This is a genomic window from Sphingobium chungangianum, from assembly GCF_977014255.1.
The window spans coordinates 69,632-88,259 of the sequence record NZ_CDRNIV010000003.1 but is presented as its reverse complement, the minus strand read 5'-3'; the positions used below and the strand labels follow the sequence as shown (position 1 = coordinate 88,259).

Below are 18,628 nucleotides of genomic sequence, written 5' to 3'. Positions count from 1 at the left end.
GGAAAATCGTTGTTCAGCGTACAAAGCTTGAGGTGACGCCAACACGCCCGACGATTGTCGGCTGACCATTCGATGGGCTGGTTGCGACCTCGTCGTTCCAGTACCGGGCGAACCATTCCACTTTGGAATATACCTCTGGCTGTTCCACGGCCTGGTCAAGCATCGATTGTATGATACCGCGCATCAGCTCCCCTTGAGCAAAGAAGGGATGCTGTTGGACGCCTGGGCTATTCTGCTGGCGGCTGAAGCATCCCATTTCGGTCAAAATGTTGAGGTGCCAAACTCCGTCGTGTCCGCGGCGCAGTCGAGAGTCATGGTAGGTCTTCCATATCTCATCTTCGCGCCCCCATTTATCTGCGGCCGAAAGTGCCGAGCGCGAAAAAATGATGCGTGGAAACCGGGCGATCTTGGATTCCAGTTGGTACGCCTCGTTCACCCCCACACCGAACACTATCTCATCGTCTTGGTGGACACCGCCAATCGTAATCGCGCCGCGAACAAGCAGCCCCAAGTTCAAAAGGTTCCAGGCCAGCGAGTCGAGGCTCAATGCGAGGTGCCACAGACCATCAGGTGTGTTTACGGCCGACACAATTAGGCTGTCAGAGAAATTCTGCGCGCGGAGATCGGTATCGGAATCTGTAGGAGAGGCGAAGCTTCGTACATTCCGTAGAGCGTCTATAATGGCTTCACGCAACGAGGGGTTTCGATCGGCACGCTTCACGAGATCGGCAAAGCCGAGGATGTCCACGAACGCAACGACGCGCGCGCTATAGGAACCTGCGGATCCTGCGCTCTGTGGGCTGCTCATGTAGATTTAGCTTTCTTGGTCTTCCAGTAAAGCCAGTTGAGGAAGGCGTCCGACTCTGAAAAGTTCGCGCCGCCAAGACGGCCGCCTAGGGCTTTGATGGTTGCGCAAAGTCCCTCATATCGTGCCGGTCCGATTGCCTGAAAATTGGCGTACTGGGGAGCCGCAATGCCGAGAGCCCCTAACGCGCCAATCGTGTTGCCGTTGTAGATCGCGTAGCGGTCCGGCGCGAAGTTGCAGAGGATCTCAGTCGCCATGTTGAGACCGACGCCTGGGATTGGGTCGGCAAGCTTGCGGATCAATTCGTAACCCTCACGGGGCGGCCGTTGCGCGGCAGACTGAGCTGACGCGAAGAGATCGATCATCGGCTTTGGGTGCGCCAGAGCCTCGGTGCCCCTTCGATGGATGTCGCCCGACCCCCATAGATGCCGGCCTCCCTTGGAGGTCATCAGATCCCGAAGCCCATCCTGAAAGGTAGTCCGCGCGGCTTGATCGAGCCGTCCATCTTTCAACGCGGCAATGCGCCTTTGAACTTTAAGGGCTTCCGACCGACGCTTCTTCCGTTCGGCGAGATCCGCCACCGCCTGTGGATCAGCAAGGTATCGCGCGTACCAGGCTTCGATCACACGAAGGTCGAAGCCAGCGGGAAGCGCGGCATCTCTCGCTTTCTCGAACTTCTTCCGTTCGCGCTCATTTATCTCAAACCTCGAGGCGTACTGTTGAAGAACCAGTGGATCTAGATCCTGGAAGCGCTTTCCGACCCGATATCGATTGAAGGTATTCAATAGGGCGCGTGTAAAATCGTCTCCTTTGGTATGGGTGACGCATATCGACAATTCGTCGTTCGACTTCAATCCGCCCTGAGTGAGGTTGGCCGAACCGATGAGAGTTCGGTAGCCGGTCCCTCGACGCGAAAGGTAAGCCTTTGGATGAAAAGTTGCTGATGCCTTGTCCGCAACGCTCACTCTGCAGGAAGGATGTTGGTTCTTGAGTTCAAGGAGCCGCTGCAAAGCGGCGGGTTGGGTTAGGTAGAAGTCGGTGCCGATAAACAGCTCGACGGCGGCGCCAGCTTTAAGGCGTTTCGACAGTTTCGGTGCCAAAAAGTCAGCACCCCCAAGCTTGAGAAAAGCTACCGCGATCATGATCTCGTCGGCGTCCGCGATTATTTCAGCGATCGCCTTCGCATGATCCTCCGGCGCGTCATTCGCAATGAGGGTTGCGGGCTGGACGCGAAGGCGAGGTTGGCGGCTCAAGTCTGGGCCTTCGAGAGCGTGAAGACAGGCGCCGAAACCCTCAGTATGTCGCCTGTAGTCACGAACACGACTAAACCCTCCGGAATGCCGGTGACATCCAGATAACGGCGGACCTGCGATCGGTAGTGATCCGACGCTGCGGCGCTTGGGCTGACGTCGCTCTTCCAGTCGATCACCAGCTCGGGCTTGCCGTCCTCGCCGACGCATAGCGCATCGACGATGCCGAACGTCGCGAGGTCGACGCCATCATCCTCGCTTAGGCCGTAGACGGGGAGTTCGGCCAGGAGTCGGGGGCGAAGCGCCGCGATCTCCGACAGCTGCAAGGTCTTCGCGACCGTGCCCGCCATCTCCTCGGCAGAGAGACCCGACATCGCGTCCGTTCCTGGTTCGCGCCCGATCGCGCGCGCCAGATCCGCCGCCCGGGCGGTGAGTGTGGACAGATCGTCCGCGGTTTCCCCGGTCAGCACCTCTTCGAACAGCTTATGGATCACGAGACCCCGCTCGCGTCCGCCTTGCACCGAGATCGCCACGTCCGGCGCAGGCGCGTCGTCGGCGGCCACGACGATCTGCGGTTCGGCGACCACCTCGAGAGGTCCTTGCGGATCCTCGTCACGGCTCGGTGCGATCCATCGGAGGCGCATCGTCGCCGCCATTATGGCAGCGGCTTCGGCCGCGAACGTCTCACGCGTTTGGCTATTCTCCGGATCGCTATCGACCGTCTCGAAGCCCGGTGGGTGGTGATCGATCGCGATCAACGGCAATCCGTCGAGATCGAAGTCCATCAGGGCGTTCCAGCTGCTTCGCGCCGGCGCCACGTCGAGCTTGGGCAGCACGAGAAGCTCGCGCGCCCGGGTCGCTGCGACATACCAGAGACGCAGGCGCTCGCGCTCGCGCTCAGCGACCTCGGCGGTCTTGGCGTCCTCATAGCCCGCGGGCGCGACGCCGAAGATCGGCAGAAAGATTGTCTTGGTCTCGCTGTCGATGATCGGATCGCGCACGTCGTTGCCCGAGGTCATCGTGTTGATCGGTACGACAATAGGCCATTCCAATCCCTTAGACGCATGCATCGTCACCAGGGATACCGCCTCTTCCTGCGCATCGGGCCTGCCTTCCGCCGAGCGGGTCTTCCCCTCCCAGGCAGCGGTCATCGCGTCGGCGAACGCCCTGATGCCACGCACGCCATAGGGCTGCGCGAGACTCAGGAAGAGATCAACATTTGCCAACGGCCGCTCTGCCTGCCCGCTGTGTCGTTGGAGCAGAATAGGGCGCACGCGGAGCAGGTCGACGGCTTCGGCGAGAAGCTGGTGCGGAGTCGTCGCGTTGATCCCGCGGCGGAGAGCCTGCAGGCTTTTCGACGATGTCGCGCGCATATGGGTCCCCGATCGCCTCCGCCTCGAGATGGATGGTAAGCTTGGGTCGGGCATCGGGGCGCTCGGGATCACGCGGCTGACTCCAGACGAGGTCGAGCATCTGCTCTTCGCTCAACCCGACCAGTGGCCCGCGCAGGAGTGCGACAAGCGCGAGGGTGTCACGACTGTCGGCCAACACGCGGGCGATCGCGATGAGGTCCTGCACCTCCTGCCGGCGATAGAACCCTTTCCCTGCCTGGGTCGCTACCGGCACTCCGCGCTTCTCGAGCGCCTCCTCGTAGCGCCATAACTCGGTGCCGCCCGGGGCCAGCAATGCAATGTCGCCAGGGCGGCACGGCCTCTTCGTATCCGTCTTGCGATCCACGATGATCTGGCTGCCGATCAGGCGGCTGCACATCTCAGCGACCGCCTCGGCCTCGCAGTCGCGCTGCACGCCCGCCTTGGCCTTGCCGTCCTCGTCTGCGCAGGCAACGGGAAGCGCTGCGACGCACAGTCCTTCCTCGTGATCGGGATGAAAGCTGTCGAGCGCGGTGAAGCCGGGCTGCCCCTTGTCCTCCGTAAGATGGGGCGCGAAGCGCTCGTTCACATAAGTGAGGATCGCGGCACAGGACCGGAAATTGGTCGAGATCGAGAGCAGATCGTCCGGATTGAAAGCGCGGATGGCCTCGCGCGCTCGCACATAGGCGGTGACGTCGGCACCGCGAAACCGGTAGATGGCCTGTTTGGGATCCCCGACCAAAAACAGCGCGCCCGGCCGGATCCGGTAGCTGGCCCAGTCGAGCGGATCCGCGCCGGGAGCTGGATCGCCACACAGCCGCCAGAAGATCTCGGTCTGCAACGGATCGGTATCCTGGAATTCATCGACCAGCACATGAGCGTAGCGGCGCGACAGGGCGCCCCGAACATCGCCATGGTCGCGCAGGAGATCGCGCGCGGCAAAGATTAGGTCGTCAAAATCGAGCAGGGCCGCCGAGCGCTTGTAATCGCGAAAGCCTTCCGCGATCGGCTGGATCGCGCCGATCAGTCCCGCCAGAACGCGCGCCGCAGCGCCCTGCCGCAAACGCGTCCAGCCCTCGCAGCAGGCGAGATGCAGCTCCTCGGCGCGCGCATTCAGCACGCCACCTTCCGCCTTGGCGAGGCCTGCGGCCTTTGCGGCCGCCTCCCATTTCCCCTTCTTCTTGTAGACGCTGAACGCCCCTTTGGCGGTACAGAGCGAAGGATGCGGCAGCGACGTCAGAAGCCCGACGAGCGCCGATGGCGTCTCGTCCATCTCGGCGAACGCGACACCGGCGGCCATCTCGATAAAGGCCGAAGCGCCGTCGATGCTTTCCTCTTCCTGCGCAACCGCGCCAACGACGAAGGCGCGATATGCCCCCGTGGCGGTGCGGAACGCCGCCACCAGCGGCTGGATCGGGCCGGAGGCCGGCGGTACGAGCACCCGGTTGTCGCGCAGGGCCGCGGCGGTCGTTGCGATCAGCTCGGTTGCCTTCGCCGGGTTCTGGAAGACAAGTTCAGCGACAAGGCTGTCGTCGCCGACATTGAGCGTATCGCGCAGCCAGCGATCGACGATATCGCCGAACACCAGCTCGGCCTGCGCCGGATCCATCAGCGCCGCGCCTGGATCGATATTGGCCTCGACCGGATATGGCTTGATAAGCCGCTGGCAGAAGCCGTGGATCGTCGAGCAGGTGATCTCGTCGATCGCCGCAGCCGCCTCATCGAGGCTCGCTTGCTGTTCTGCCGACAAACCGTTCGGCAGGGCGATGGCCAGTTCTCGCGGCACTCTACCGTCGAGCAGCTCATCGACGAAGTCGCGAACGCGGGCGAGCAATTCGCTCGCCGCGAGTTCGGTGAAGGTGACTGCCGCGATCGCCTTGGGGGCGGTGCCGCCGGCCAGCAGCAGGGCAAGGCGGCCGGCCATGACAGCGGTCTTGCCCGAACCGGCTCCGGCTTCGACAAGCACGGAGCGATCATGTGCGGTCATTGCAGCGAGGCGCGCGGTCTCGTCGCGCAGAGCGGGTGTCGTACCGGTCATCAGATCGCCTCCCACACGATGGCCGCATCGCCGAGAGCGGCTCGCGCGTGTTCGAGTTTGCGCAGGCAATACCCGTTGGGGGCGTTCGCGGGCAGCGCGAAGCTGAGATCATCATAATCACCGCCATTGTCTGGGCCGATCAGCGCGCGCCCGGCGAGCAGGCTCGCGCGCGCCGCACGCAGGTGCCCGGCAAGCTCCTCCAGGACGTCGGCCGGCGCGTCGAGATGGCGGGCCTCGGTATCGCGCGGATAGAGCAAGGCCGCATCGATCTCGATATCGTCGCCGAGCAGCGCCTTGACCGCATAAGCGTAGAGGCAGCGCTGAAGCTCCTTGCCGCCCTGTAGCACGACCGGCTTTGGCGGCAGCTTGCCGCCCTTATAGTCGAGCACGCGGGCCCGTGCGGCATCGCCCGAAAGGTCGAGGCGATCAATGTAGCCCGAGATCTGAAACCCGGTGTCGGCGATCGCGACCGGTGTGGCGGGATCCCGCGGAATCCCGCCGTCAGATTTCGCTGCCTGCCCGCCGAAGGGCACCTCGGTATAGCTTTTCTGATCTGCAAGCGGTGGTTCGGGGTGCTGCAACGCGTTCAGCGCGATCTGTTTGGCATCCTCGAGGGTGCGCCGCCACACTACGAGCGGCGGGGTGGCCTGCTCAGCCTGCCACCGTGCCGCAACCGTCGCGGCACCAGCTTCGATTGCCGCGACGACCTGGTCCGGTCGCGCGCGCGCCAGACTTCCCGCCCCCTCAAGCAATCGCACGGCATGATCCAGCGTATCGTGGAGCAGGATGCCGCTCTGCCGCGCATCCAGTACCAGCGCCTCCTCCGCGCTCTCAGGTGCCCTGATCCCAAGCGCGTAGGTCCAGATGAAGCCAAGCGGGTTGCGCAGCAGTTTGGCGAGCGAGCTCGCGGACTGCGGGCGTTCAAGCGCCGCTAGCACCGCCGGGTGGTCGCCACGCACCAAGCCGTCATGGGCGGTGACGGTCGGGCGCTGCCAATCCTGCCAGCATGCCGTCGCCGAGAGCGACTGCGCAAAGGCGCCAAAATCGACCGGGCGGGCGACGAGGCGGTCGGTCTCGCTCATCGCGTGTGCGGGTCGACGGTTGCGGCGGACGTAGCCGGCCTCGGGCTGGCCGCGCAGCAATGGACTCTTGCCGAGCAGACGACCCTCGCCATCACGGCGCGGCCGCGACAGCACAACCTGCGCGGCTGTGGTACAAAGGATCGTCTCGAAGTCGCGACGATCGGCGGCAGTCACTGGCAGCGGATCCAGTTCGCTGGTTGGAACGATGTGATCCGATAGCAGGCGGTCTTCCGAGATCCGCCGCGGCCAGCCGGTAGAGGTGAGACCGAGCAAGCGCACGAATTTGCGTGGCGAGGCCGCCAGTGCCGACGCCGGCATCCAGGCGACCGAAACGCACGCTTCGCAGGCATCTTCCTGGCGAAGGCTGTCGATGGTGACATCGATGGCTGCAGGGCTTCCGGCAAGCAAGGCCTTGCGCCAGATACGCAGCGCGCCGCCCGAGAGGAACGCGCGCCCGATCTCTTCTGCGTGCGGGATGCCGCCTGAAAGCGTGTCGATGATCGTGCGCAATGCCGGTGCGTGGTCGGTGCGGTCCGGCCACCGATCGGGCGTCAGCGCGCCAAGGAGCCGCGTCCAGGCGTCGGTGGAGGAGAGCGGCGCATCCGGTGGGAGCACGCGTTGCCAACCATCCGGCAGACCTTTGAACAATCCCTTTCCGGCCAGCAACGTCGCGAGACGACGCAGATGCGCCTGCGACACGCCCCGCACTAGTATGTCGGCTAGCGCGGCGGCCGTCTGACCGTCACGCGTCGTCACGACGCGAATGCTGTGTACGAAGTGCAGATCGATATTGGCGTCGGCCCTCAGTGCCATGAATTCATCGTCATAGGCTGCAGGCGCCGCCGCCGCGATCGCGATCTCGGACGGTATGGCCGTGCCGCTCGCAATCAGCTCACGTGCCCAGCGCAAAGCCTCGATCGCTTCGTGGTAACCGTTGGCGGCGCTCACCGCCTCGATCTGCGGTGTGGTCGGCGCCGACCGGACGATCTCGACCGGCGAGCCGTCGAGCCACGCGGGCACCGAGCGCGGGCCGGCGTGCCAGCGAACCGGCACCGCTTTCGCCAGACCGAACAACAGGTCGCGCCAACACGGCGATAGCTCGCTGATGCCCTGAATATGGATCTCGCCGAACAGCGCAGGCGCGTGTTGGAGCCGGTCCATTGCGTGAGAGGCCAGATCGACCGGCCGGAGCATGGTGGGCGGCAGCACGGCCAGCACGCCCTCCTCGAGCGTTGCCATGGCGGCGAGCCGGGGATGGCTGGCGGCTCGTGCAGAGAGATCGATTCCGGTGCGCCAGACCTTGTGCAGCGTATCCGCCGCGGCTCCGACCATGCCGGGCAGCAGCTTGATGGTGTCGAGCTCGCCCAGATCGGTTTCCGGAAGCACGCGCTGGATCGCATCGCGGAGCGTTTCGGCGTCAATGGGCTGCGCGAAGCCGCCGGCAAGGCGTGCCGCCAGTTGCTCGAACGCCATTACCTGGGTGCCGTGGTGCCGGTTGCGAGCGGCGTCGAGACGGATCTCACGGGACGCGAGACGACCGTGTACGATATAGGTCTGCCGCTGCATGAGACACTTTCGACTTTTGCCAATCTTTCGAGAGTAGATGGCAGGTGGGTTTGGATCAACGACGGGCTCGCGTGATAACTAGCAACCGCGACGTGCGTTCTAGCCGCGCGCGAGTTCTGGCTTCGGCTCGTATGATCGACGCCGTCGCGATTTCGTTCTCAGCGCCATCGCCGACGGTATCTCCGACGCCCACGGCCACCGGTACTTGCCTTTGCGGCTTTCGCCGTGGCGTCAGCACCCTTGCAGGCCATGCAAACGCGACCGCTGGATCCGGCACCGCCGTTGAGCGAGGGGTCGAAGAAATCGCGCAAAGGCTTGATCGAGCTGCAACGCGTACATTCTTTCAGCTCTTTCGATGCGAGGCCTCCGGCCATGGCCTGCACCTCCTCGACGGCAATCACCTCATTGTCGTTATAGAGCTTCTCGACCAACCGGGTCAGTCTGTCGCACAATGTCTGGACGGGATCTTTGCCAAGATTGAATCTGTTGATCCGCAAGAAGCGGTAGCCATAGCTTTCCAGCGTGAGCTGTCGTTCGACATCGGCTTCGAGCAGGTAGCGTTCGTGGGAGCCGATATTGACCTCCTTGCCCTTTTGGAAGTGATGCTCGAACCCGTCATACTCGATGACGATGCGCGCCATTCCTTCGTCCGATAGGAAGGTCACGAGAAAATCCACGCGCCAAGCGGGATGCTTGTAGGTGGGATCGAGCTGGCGCAGATAGTCGCCGATCGGAAACTGAGGCAGGATTTCCACACTGTCACGGTGCTGCTGGTAGAAGGGCGTCTTCTGAAGCCAGTCGAGGACCTTCGCCTCCATTGGACTGTTGGCGTCGGTCCGATCGGGCGTCACATCCCCCTTTAGCAGCAGGTTGTTATAGTGGTTCAGCACGCGGGCGATCGAACCCTTGAAGTCCGCGATCGGCTTTGAGGTGACGAACCAGATCATCTCCTCGGCGCGGCTGAAGCCGACGTTAAGCCGCTGGACCTTGAGTTTCTCTTCCACCTTCTCTTCGGCGTCGGCGAGGTCGACCGGGAACACGTAATTTAGCGCATCATGCTCGGCGGTTGCGACCATCGAATAAAAGATGATCTTCCGCTCTTCACCTTGGCAGCTGTCGAAGGTCATCACCTTGAGGCGAAGCTTCTCCTGAAAGTCGGCACCGCTGGCATGGGAGAAAAGCAGTTTCGTCAGTAGTGCCTGCTGCTCGCGGAATGGTGTGATGACGCCAACGGTGGGCGGTTCCTCGTCGTCGAGAAGATCGAGGAGTTGCTCGAGAATGAAGTTTGCTTCCGCCATGTTGGTGCCGCGCGTTGTCGGCGTGGCGGACGCGTCGACCTGGTCGAAGCGGATCACCTCGTCTAGCGGGACGCCCCGGATCTTGATCGCCTGAAGCTGGCTTCCGTAAAAGGTCTGCGATGAATAGCTGATCAGCTCCTGATAGGAGCGGAAATGCTTGCGCAGCATGATCGAGTAATTGGCGCATAGCTGGCAAAATTCTAGGATCGAGCATTTTACGTCGAAGCGAGAAAGGCGCTGCAGAGTGCCAGCGTCATGGGCGACCTTCTGGCGGAAAAAGGCGTTGAGGTCGGACTTGTATTTGTCGTTGAGCGCGATGCTGGCGTTGGAGGATTTGGTGTTGCTGAACTGCTTGGTGTCACCGAGCACGACGAGCTTCTTTGCGCGCAGCATCGCAGGAAAGGCCTGAGCGACCGACACCTGGGACGCTTCGTCGATCACCACGACGTCGAAGACGCCCGGAGCAAGCGGCATATACTCGCCAAACTGACGGATGTTGGCGATGATAACCGGAAACGCGTTTTTGACCCCGTCGAATTTCTCTTCGGGGAATTTCTGGCGGTTGGCGATGATGGACGACAGGACACGGGCATCCGCACGCGAGTTGTTCATGAAATCCACCAGCCGCGCATCGACCTCGGCGTTCATGACGGACACGTTCAGCCGCTCCAGAACGGACTTGCTGCCGGCGTAGTCGAACTCGGGAGCCTTCGCGAAGACCGCGTTGATCCCCGCCAAACCCCGTACGTAGCGAAGGGCCGACACCCAGCGCTCAGCGGCGACGTCTGGCTCGCTGACAAGGAGTGCGGAGGGAAAGTCGCCCTTGAAGGCCTTGCCGAACCCGATGACGATGTCGCGGACGCTCGCGGTGAGGGCAGGGGGAACGCGTCCCTGCGCGATCTGTCGATACACCAGACTTAAAAAGGTCTCGGAGATGTTGTGCTCAACCAGCCCGCGCTTGAGCGTCGTCGCGTGACGCTGAACATCCCGGAGGGCCGAGATCTCACGGCGCATCAGGACGGGGCGCGTGGCGGAGAATGTGCTGTTGAGATCGCGCTCGATCGCCCTCACGGCGCTGCCGCGAAACAGATAACCCAGGATCGGCATCCTGAGTTGGTCATATTCGAGCAACCAGCGGGACAGATCGGCGAGTTGCTCCTTTGTGCAGCCGTCAAAGATGCCGAATGGCGCGGGATCGACCTGAGCGGCGAGGTCGCGGATGGCGGCATCCATGACAAGCTGTTGTTCGAGTACGTCGCGGCTCACCTCCGACGCGGCGGGCAGGCGTTTGAAAACGTCGACGAGATAGGTCTTTAGCGTGGCCTCATCGCCCTCGATCTTCTGCAATTCAGCTTGGATCGGGGTTGCATCGACCATACGCAGACGCTCCGCGAGCGCCGGATCGATACCCTCGATGTCGCGCTCGACGAGATAGAATTCGGCGATCTCCCGAAGCGAGAGTTGCCCGAGCGAACCAACGGTCCGGTCGATCCGGTCCTTCATCATGTCACGAGTGTCGGTGAGTTCGCCGGAGATCTTTTGCTGGTTAGCGCGCGCGGCCCGGACGTAAGCCGTGATCTGCGTCAGCGCCTGTTGTGATGTCAGCTTCTTGAAATTGGCCTGATCCTGACCGAGCCGCAGGATCGGATTCAAGAAGTCCTTGCTGTGCCGGACCTGGCTCATTGTGTCGGAAAGCTTCGTCTGCACGACGTTTAGCGCTTCTGTTTTGTCCGACAGGATCAGGCAGGATTTGCCTTTGAGCGCACAGTCGGCCGCGATAGCAGTGATGGTGTGCGATTTGCCCGTGCCCGGCGGCCCCTCGACGACGATGATGCGGCCATCGGGATGCTGGATGGCATTGAGGATCTTGATCTGCTCCTCATTCAGAGGAACCGGGGAATCGATCACGACCCTGTCAACGATCGAGCGGCTGTCCCACTGCGCGTCGATTTCAGGCATGATGCTTTTGGGGTTCTCCGTCAGCACGCTGCCGACGATACCCTGGAACAGCTCCATGACGCCGGGCTCGTCTAGGCGAGCCTGCGTGATCATCTCCTCATAGTCGTTGAGGAGAGCCTCGTCCGACCGGTCGAAGACAGCGATATGGAGCGCGGTCGACAAATGAACGCCGGTGTTCGACGCCTCGCTGATCGGTCCCGGCTGCAACTCGATTTGCCCGCCCAGATCGAGGGCATTGGCGATCTTGCGGAACAGGGGTTGAACCGCGTCCGCAAGGCTCTCGCCTTCGGCGAGGTAAGTGATCCGGTCAGTGATGGGACTCAGCCATTGGCGGAGCTGCCGCTCGCCAAGCTCCTGCAGCACGTAATCAATCGCGCGCTTGTTCGCATAGAGATGGTTCAGGAGCGTGAGCGTGTAACCGCCGTCTCCGCGGGTAACCTCGATCGGCACGTAGAAAAGCGGATAGGCGTGGCCGCCATATTTGAGCTGGCCGATATAGAGATAGAGCTGCAAGCCTTCGCCGGTCATCGCGTAGGTGTCGAGATCTCGGAATTCGAGAAAGGCGTCGGCCGCCATAAAGTTTTCGAAGTAGCTCAGCACCTCGGCGCGAACGTCGTCGAGGGCGAGGTGGCTTTCGAGGAGCTCGATCAGCTCGCCATTCTCGCCCGTGGCGAGAAACCGGCTCAGTACCTCCGGCAGGATGGCATCCAGCCGTGCCGCGACGATTTCGATCAGCTCGGCTTCCGCGGAGTATATGGAATCGTGGACCGAATAGGATTGCTGCGAGAGCGGACCGTCGAGGAGCGCGAGGAGAGGGGCTACAACCTGTTGGCGGATCTCGTCGGCGAGCTTGAGCCGGATTCGATCGACCCATTCCTCGGGATTTTCGACCGCCAGCCCTCGGCTTGCCTCGGCATCGGCGAAAACAGCCGCCCTAACGCTGAGCAGATTGTCGTCGGTGAGCGCCTGGACCTGCTCCTTGATGATAACACGCAGCGTGTTCGTGATGGGGCGCGCATAGATGCGAGGCGCGAATTTGAGCGTCGGATCGCCTTCGGACCGCTTCCCCATGATTTGCCAAAGGTTGTGCTGGAGGCCTGGATAGACGGCCACGCGCATCGCCGAGCGGAACCCGCTTTCGTTCTGAAGGACGATGCGACGGCGCGGCGCCTGTTGGCGCTTGAAATCGGACTCCAAGAAGTCGAGGAAATACTGAGATACCTTGATCGATATCTCCTTGATCGTTTCACCTGCGAAATTCAAAGCACCCACCCCACGCACCGAATTCAACCGCGCAGCTCGCGCTGCACGGTCCCCAGGGGGGAGAGTATCAGCGGTCGTACGCCAGTCCTAACCCTTCGCGGACTGCCGCCCGTTGCTGCCCGAACTGGTCGACCACGTCACCGAAAATTGCGCTTTCACATTGATTTCGTCGAGATGAAGCAGCGGAACAAGACTGGCTGGAGCCTTCAGCGCTGACCGACCTCAACCGAGCATCAAGAGGCTGCTGACCTTCATTGTGCACCGGCAAGGTCACCAAATCGCGACCCGCTGGCATCGTCCGGCACCCTAGATACGGCCGCTTCTTATTCGTTTCGAAGACCTATCGGTGTGCAAGCTACACCCAAATCATTTGGTTTGTAGTGCGTCGATGATGGGACAATCTGGCCTCTCGTCCCCGTTGCAACGCTCGGCAAGGTCCAGCAACGATCTTCTGAGCGCTTCCAATCCAAGCGCCTTGCGATGCAATTCGGCGGCACGGGACAATGCGATGTGCTTCACGTCGGCGCTTTCACGCGCACCGTCCGACCACAAGCTTAGCAGCGACCGAATATCCTCGATCGGAAAGCCCAGGTCACGGGCATTGGCAATGAACCGGAGACGATGCAGGTCGGCGTCGGAATAATCGCGATAGCCAGACTGGCCGCGCGGCGCGGCACCGATCAGGCCGATCTTCTCATAATGGCGAATCATGCGCTGCGAGACGCCGCTGGCGCTCGATGCCTCGCCGATCTTCATCGCCTGGCCCGGTTGAGTCTGAGCGCATTGGTCACCACCGTGAAGCTCGACAGTGCCATCGCGGCGCCAGCGATCATCGGCGACAGCAAGATGCCTGCGATGGGGTAGAGGATACCGGCAGCGACCGGTACGCCGACCCCATTGAAGACGAACGAGAAGAACAGGTTCTGCCGGATGTTGCGCATGGTGGCGACTGCGAGCCGGCGTGCACGAACCATCGCGGCGAGATCGCCCTTGGTCAGCGTCATACCCGCGCTCTCGATGGCGACGTCAGTCCCGGTGCCCATGGCGACGCCGACATCCGCCGCCGCCAGCGCCGGGGCGTCGTTGATCCCGTCGCCGGCCATCGCGACCACTGCGCCTTTTGCTTTGAGTTCACCAATGATGCGGGCCTTGTCCTCGGGCTTCAGCCCGGCATGGACTTCGTCAATGCCGCCGATAGCCCGCGCCACCGCATCGGCTGTCGCTCTCGCGTCGCCAGTAAGCATCACGATCCGCAGCCCTTCCTCGCGCAGGGCGGCGATCGCGGAGGCCGCCGATTGCTTAATCGGATCTGCGACCACGAGGAGGCCGACCAGGTGGCCATCGATCGATACGAGCATCACGCCCGCGCCCTCACTGCGGTGCTTGTCGGCTACGTTATCAAAGGATGACGGATCCACACCAACGCGACGCATTTGTTCGGCATTGCCGACCACCACGTCGCGCCCGTTCGCCTTGCCACTGACACCAAGCCCGGTCTGGGACTCGAACTGCTCGACTTTCGCAATCGGAAGCTCGGCTTTGCGCGCGGCTTCGACGATGGCCTGGGCAAGCGGATGTTCCGATAGAGCTTCAACGGCGGCTGCGGTCGACAACACCATGTCGTGCTCATACCCCTCAGCCAACTCGATGGTCGTAAGGGCCGGGCGGCCCTCGGTCAGCGTGCCGGTCTTGTCGATCACCAGCGTGTCGACCTTCTCCATCATCTGCAGCGCTTCGGCATCCTTGACGAGCACACCGGCACGCGCGCCGCGGCCGGTTCCTACCATGATCGACATTGGCGTCGCCAGGCCGAGCGCACAGGGACAGGCGATGATGAGCACGGCGATCGCATTGAGCAGGGCATGACCAAAGCGCGGCTCAGGACCGACGAAATTCCATACAATGAATGTCGCGATCGCGATCGCGACGACGAGCGGCACAAACCAGCCCGATACGCGGTCAGCAACCGCCTGGATCGGCGCGCGACTGCGCTGGGCTTCCGCGACCATCTTCACGATCCGCGCGAGCACCGTATCTGTGCCGACCGCGCGCGCCTCGATCACCAGCGTTCCCGTGCCATTGACGGTGCCGCCCGTGACAGTTGCGTCCTTCTCCTTGAGGACGGGGGCAGGTTCTCCCGTTATCATGGACTCGTCGACCGACGAGCGCCCGTCGATAACAACGCCATCGACCGGCACCGCCTCACCAGGGCGCACGCGGACATGGTCGCCGGCCATCACTTCGGCGAGATCGACCTCCACCTCTTTGCCCTCGGCATCGATCCGCCGAGCGGTCTTCGGCGCAAGATCCATCAGCGCACGGATCGCGCGACCGGTCGCAGCCCGCGCTCGCAGCTCGAGCACCTGTCCGAGCAGGACCAGCGTCACCACGACGCCTGCCGCCTCGTAATAAACGGGCACGATCCCGTGCATCTGGAAGGAGGAAGGAAACAGACCCGGCGCGACCGTGGCGACCACGCTGTAGGCGAACGCCGCGCCGACGCCGATCGCCACGAGCGTGAACATGTTGAGGTGCCATGTTGCGATCGAGGTCCAACCGCGCTGGAAGAATGGCCAGCCCGCCCACAGGACGATCGGCGCCGTCAGCGCGAGTTGCACCCAGGGCGACCATGTCGGCGGCACGAAATCCATGCCGAGCATCTCCGCGACCATCGAGATTGCCAGCAGCGGGACGGCAAGAACAGCAGCCACCCACGTCCTCCGGGTGAAGTCGACCAGCTCAGGATTCGGAGCATCATCAAGCGACGGCTCTTCGGGTTCGAGCGCCATGCCGCAGATCGGACAGGTGCCCGGACCATCGCGACGAATTTCCGGGTGCATTGGGCACGTCCAGATCGCACCCGGCGCTGCGACCGCGGCCGTGTTGCCCTCGCCCGACAGATACCGATTGGGGTCGGTGACAAACTTGGTGCGACAGCCTGCGCTACAGAAATGATAGTCCTTGCCATCATGCGAGGCATGATGAGGCGTTGCTGTCGGATCGACCTTCATGCCGCAAACCAGATCCTTGGCGCTCTTCGCGTCCGTGTCGCCGCCGTGCTTGCCGGAGCAGCAGTGGTGCGCACCCGAATTGCTTGCAGGAACAGGGTCAGTCACAGGCTCGTCTCCTTTTCGACGAATAGCAATCTGGGGTCTGACATCGTGTCAGGGTCAAGCCCGACCCACTTATTTTTTTGCTTGGCTCACCCAGCGCTGCCGCCTTAGCCCGACAACAGATTGTGGATGGCCGTCGCGGCCTTAGCCGCCTGACCTGCCGCCACGGCAATTTGATCCAGCCCTTCAATCATGTCACCGGCAGCGAACAGGCCAGCGATCGTCGTTTGCTGGTGCTCATCGACAACGATGCAACCTGCCGGGCTCAGTTCCGCGCCAGCTATTCTCGCCAGTTCCGAGCGAATTGAGGTTCCGAGGGCGACATATAGGGTGTCGAACTGGAGCAATCGGCCATCGGCCAAATGCACGAGAAGGTCTTTTTCGTTGACCGACAAATCGCTGACAGGCGCTCGCTCGACGCTTATAGCGTTCCGTGTCAGATTTGCCTCGTCAGCTTGTGAAAGTTCCGAAGCATCCTGAGTAAGCAAGGTGATGGTATCGCTGTAGTGGCGAACGAAAATCGCTTCGGCCGCGCCGTGGCCGGAGCAGCCGAGCACGGCGACTCTCTTGCCGCGGATCTCGTAGGCATCACAGATCGGACAATACCGTATCAGTCCTTGAGCGACGCCTTGATCATGCGTTCCCTGCGCCATTCGCGGCCGATGGTTCGTCACGCCTTGAGCAAGCAATATTGTCCGTGCGCTGAAAGTTTTGGCATTCGTATCGACGACGAAACCCGTCCCGACCCGGCCGATGCGATCGACGATCCCCGTAACCAATTCGGCACCGTACTGCGCAGCATGTCGATGCATACGGACAAGCAAATCTTCGCCTGAGATACCGTCTGGAAAACCGAGGAGGTTATGTGTCGTCGGGATGCGGGTGGCGCGGCCGTCGCCAGCGTCGATCACCAGCGTAGAACGCAGAAACCGGGCCAGGTAGGTGGCTGCTGTCAGCCCCGCGGGGCCGCCTCCGATGATTACGCAGTCGTACATGCCTGCCTTTCGCTGACCTCGCCCGTCACTCCTATTACGCGGCACGCCCCTTCTTCCCTCGAAAGCCTGCGCGTTCTTCGAAAAAATGCGGTGGGTCGCGAGGGGTAAACCGCGTCGCTGCGTAAATTCAGATGAAGACCATCGCCAAGCAGGATGGACAACTCAGGTGCCCACGGGTCGCAGCGTGGCGCGGGGGCGAGCGGATGGGGAGGACGGACGGGTATAAACCCGATCGCGCACCATGTTGCTCGCCCCCGCAACAACCACTGGTCGCAACGTCAGGGGGCGACGACACCATCATCGACGGGGGAGAGATGGAGACCTACAGCCCTTTTTCGGTTTCGATGGGCAGAGCGCTTTGGGTGATGATGCTCGTCGCTGGACCACCGCTGATAATCATGTTGGTGGTCGGACTCATTATCTCGATGATCCAGGCCGCGACGTCGATCAACGAACAGACCGTGAGCTTCGTCCCCAAGCTCCTGGCGTTCATCTTGTTTCTCGCGCTTTACGGGGCAACCGTTGGCGATCTTCTAATCGACTACACCCGTGACCTGCTGATGCATATTCCCGACGACATCAGATGACGCGGGCCGCCTTTCGTCCTGGGCGGGCGCGCAAAAACTGTTCGTATACGGGGCGGAGTGCTAGCGTTGGAGAAGATCGACGTGAGTGGGGAACGGGGTTTGGCGGAATTTGAATTGCTTGCGCGGCAACTGATCCAACGATGGAAGGAAGACCCCAACGCGACCTATCAAAGCTGGTTTCTTTGGGACGAGCGCATCAAAAACTTCCGTTCGATCCGGCGTGGTCTGGCTCAGGTAGTGGCAGAGATCGAAGCCGGTCGGTTTGGCGTGGTGTATCGGGGCTCCTCGCTGGAAACGGTCGTTCATTCAGTCGCGGAGCAGAGGCAGATATTCAAAGGCGCTGACCATGCGTTTCTCTGGAAGCCAAAATTGCGCATCCCTGACATCTATGAAAATCCAGCGAACCAACGCGCGTTCGGCCGGTTGCTCGATCACTGCGCCTGTTGCGACACTGCCGAAGAAATCATTGCAGGTATTCACACGATCGATCGGCTGAACATCAAGGGGCTTGGGCCAGCAGTCGCTAATCTCCTCTATTTCCTGCATCCGACCCTCGTGCCGCCGTTCAATACGGCGATCGTCAACGGCTATAACAAGCTGACCGGCGGCAAGGTGAAGCTCGGAAGCTGGCAGCATTTCCTCGCGATGCGCTCAGGTGTGTTGGACCTGAACGAACGGTTTCGCGATCTGCTGTCGAACGATCTCGGCGCGATTGGCGGCCTCCTGTTCGATATCGGCTCGGGTCGTTACCCGGCTCCGCCGCGCGACGAGGAAGACCAGACGGTTGGATCTTGGGCGGCGCGTCTCGAACAGGCCAGGGCCGAGGCGCAAACGCTCAACAAGGCGCTTCAGAAACAGGGAGAGAGCGATCGAACCCATTCGGAAATCCAGGCCTGGCTCCGCGATATAGGCCGTGCGTTGGGCTACGATATCTGGATAGCATCCAACGATCGGGGGCGACTTCACGATGGCGTGCGCTTGGGGGACGGGTGTCTCGAGAGCCTGCCAGCTTCAATTTCAACATCGACCGGCGCTGATGCCATCCGCCTTATCGATGTGCTTTGGCTCGAGCGAGGCGGGGACCGAGTTCACGGCCGCCTTCGAAGTCGAGCATTCGACGTCGATTTATTCGGGCATCGTCCGGATGCTCGATCTTGCCTTGAGCGGGAGCGAACTGCACGCCACAGCCGGACTGTTCCTTGTGGCCCCCGATGCACGGGAGAGCGAAGTGCGGGCACAGCTCGCGCGGCCAGCATTCAGTCGCATCGCAGATCTTGAGATTGCCTATCTTCCCTATGGCGA

General features: G+C 62.0%; 11 protein-coding genes. 2 read left to right on the top strand and 9 right to left on the bottom strand.

The window, feature by feature from the left end; genetic code table 11:
* Positions 1-13 precede the first annotated feature (13 nt).
* From ACWNC0_RS04570 to ACWNC0_RS04530, 9 genes are all read right to left on the bottom strand, one after another.
* Positions 14-808, bottom strand: coding sequence for a hypothetical protein (locus ACWNC0_RS04570; protein WP_449469942.1), 795 nt, complete (start codon positions 806-808; stop codon positions 14-16).
* The gene (locus tag ACWNC0_RS04565; RefSeq protein ID WP_449469941.1) at positions 805-2,058 is read right to left on the bottom strand and encodes a phospholipase D-like domain-containing protein; all 1,254 of its coding nucleotides are present in this window, start codon (positions 2,056-2,058) and stop codon (positions 805-807) included. Before ACWNC0_RS04565 ends, ACWNC0_RS04570 begins: the two co-directional genes overlap by 4 nt.
* A complete protein-coding gene (locus ACWNC0_RS04560) occupies positions 2,055-3,281 on the bottom strand; it encodes a 3'-5' exonuclease (protein WP_449469940.1) in 1,227 nt (408 codons plus the stop codon). Before ACWNC0_RS04560 ends, ACWNC0_RS04565 begins: the two co-directional genes overlap by 4 nt.
* Entirely contained in the window at positions 3,268-5,463 is a 2,196-nt protein-coding gene (locus tag ACWNC0_RS04555) for a UvrD-helicase domain-containing protein (RefSeq protein ID WP_449469938.1), read from the bottom strand. Before ACWNC0_RS04555 ends, ACWNC0_RS04560 begins: the two co-directional genes overlap by 14 nt.
* Positions 5,463-8,111, bottom strand: a complete 2,649-nt coding sequence (locus ACWNC0_RS04550; protein WP_449469937.1) for a PD-(D/E)XK nuclease family protein — start codon at positions 8,109-8,111, stop codon at positions 5,463-5,465. Before ACWNC0_RS04550 ends, ACWNC0_RS04555 begins: the two co-directional genes overlap by 1 nt.
* Before the next feature lie 158 nt (positions 8,112-8,269).
* The gene (locus ACWNC0_RS04545; RefSeq protein ID WP_449469936.1) at positions 8,270-12,631 is read right to left on the bottom strand and encodes an AAA domain-containing protein; all 4,362 of its coding nucleotides are present in this window, start codon (positions 12,629-12,631) and stop codon (positions 8,270-8,272) included.
* Between the two features lie 366 nt (positions 12,632-12,997).
* On the bottom strand, positions 12,998-13,387 hold the full coding sequence (gene cueR, locus ACWNC0_RS04540; protein WP_196227735.1) for a Cu(I)-responsive transcriptional regulator: 390 nt from the start codon (positions 13,385-13,387) through the stop codon (positions 12,998-13,000).
* Positions 13,384-15,642, bottom strand: coding sequence for a heavy metal translocating P-type ATPase (locus tag ACWNC0_RS04535; protein WP_449469934.1), 2,259 nt, complete (start codon positions 15,640-15,642; stop codon positions 13,384-13,386). Before ACWNC0_RS04535 ends, cueR begins: the two co-directional genes overlap by 4 nt.
* 209 nt (positions 15,643-15,851) lie before the next feature.
* Positions 15,852-16,739: an NAD(P)/FAD-dependent oxidoreductase gene (locus tag ACWNC0_RS04530; RefSeq protein WP_449469932.1), complete on the bottom strand. Its 888-nt coding sequence runs from the start codon at positions 16,737-16,739 to the stop codon at positions 15,852-15,854.
* A gap of 314 nt (positions 16,740-17,053) precedes the next feature.
* Between ACWNC0_RS04530 and ACWNC0_RS04525 the strand changes: the two genes are divergently transcribed.
* Positions 17,054-17,326 (top strand): flagellar biosynthetic protein FliQ, encoded by a 273-nt coding sequence (locus ACWNC0_RS04525; RefSeq protein ID WP_149524083.1) that lies wholly within the window; start codon positions 17,054-17,056, stop codon positions 17,324-17,326.
* Positions 17,327-17,392: 66 nt separating this feature from the next.
* Positions 17,393-18,604: a type II restriction endonuclease gene (locus ACWNC0_RS04520; RefSeq protein ID WP_449469930.1), complete on the top strand. Its 1,212-nt coding sequence runs from the start codon at positions 17,393-17,395 to the stop codon at positions 18,602-18,604.
* Positions 18,605-18,628 lie beyond the last annotated feature (24 nt).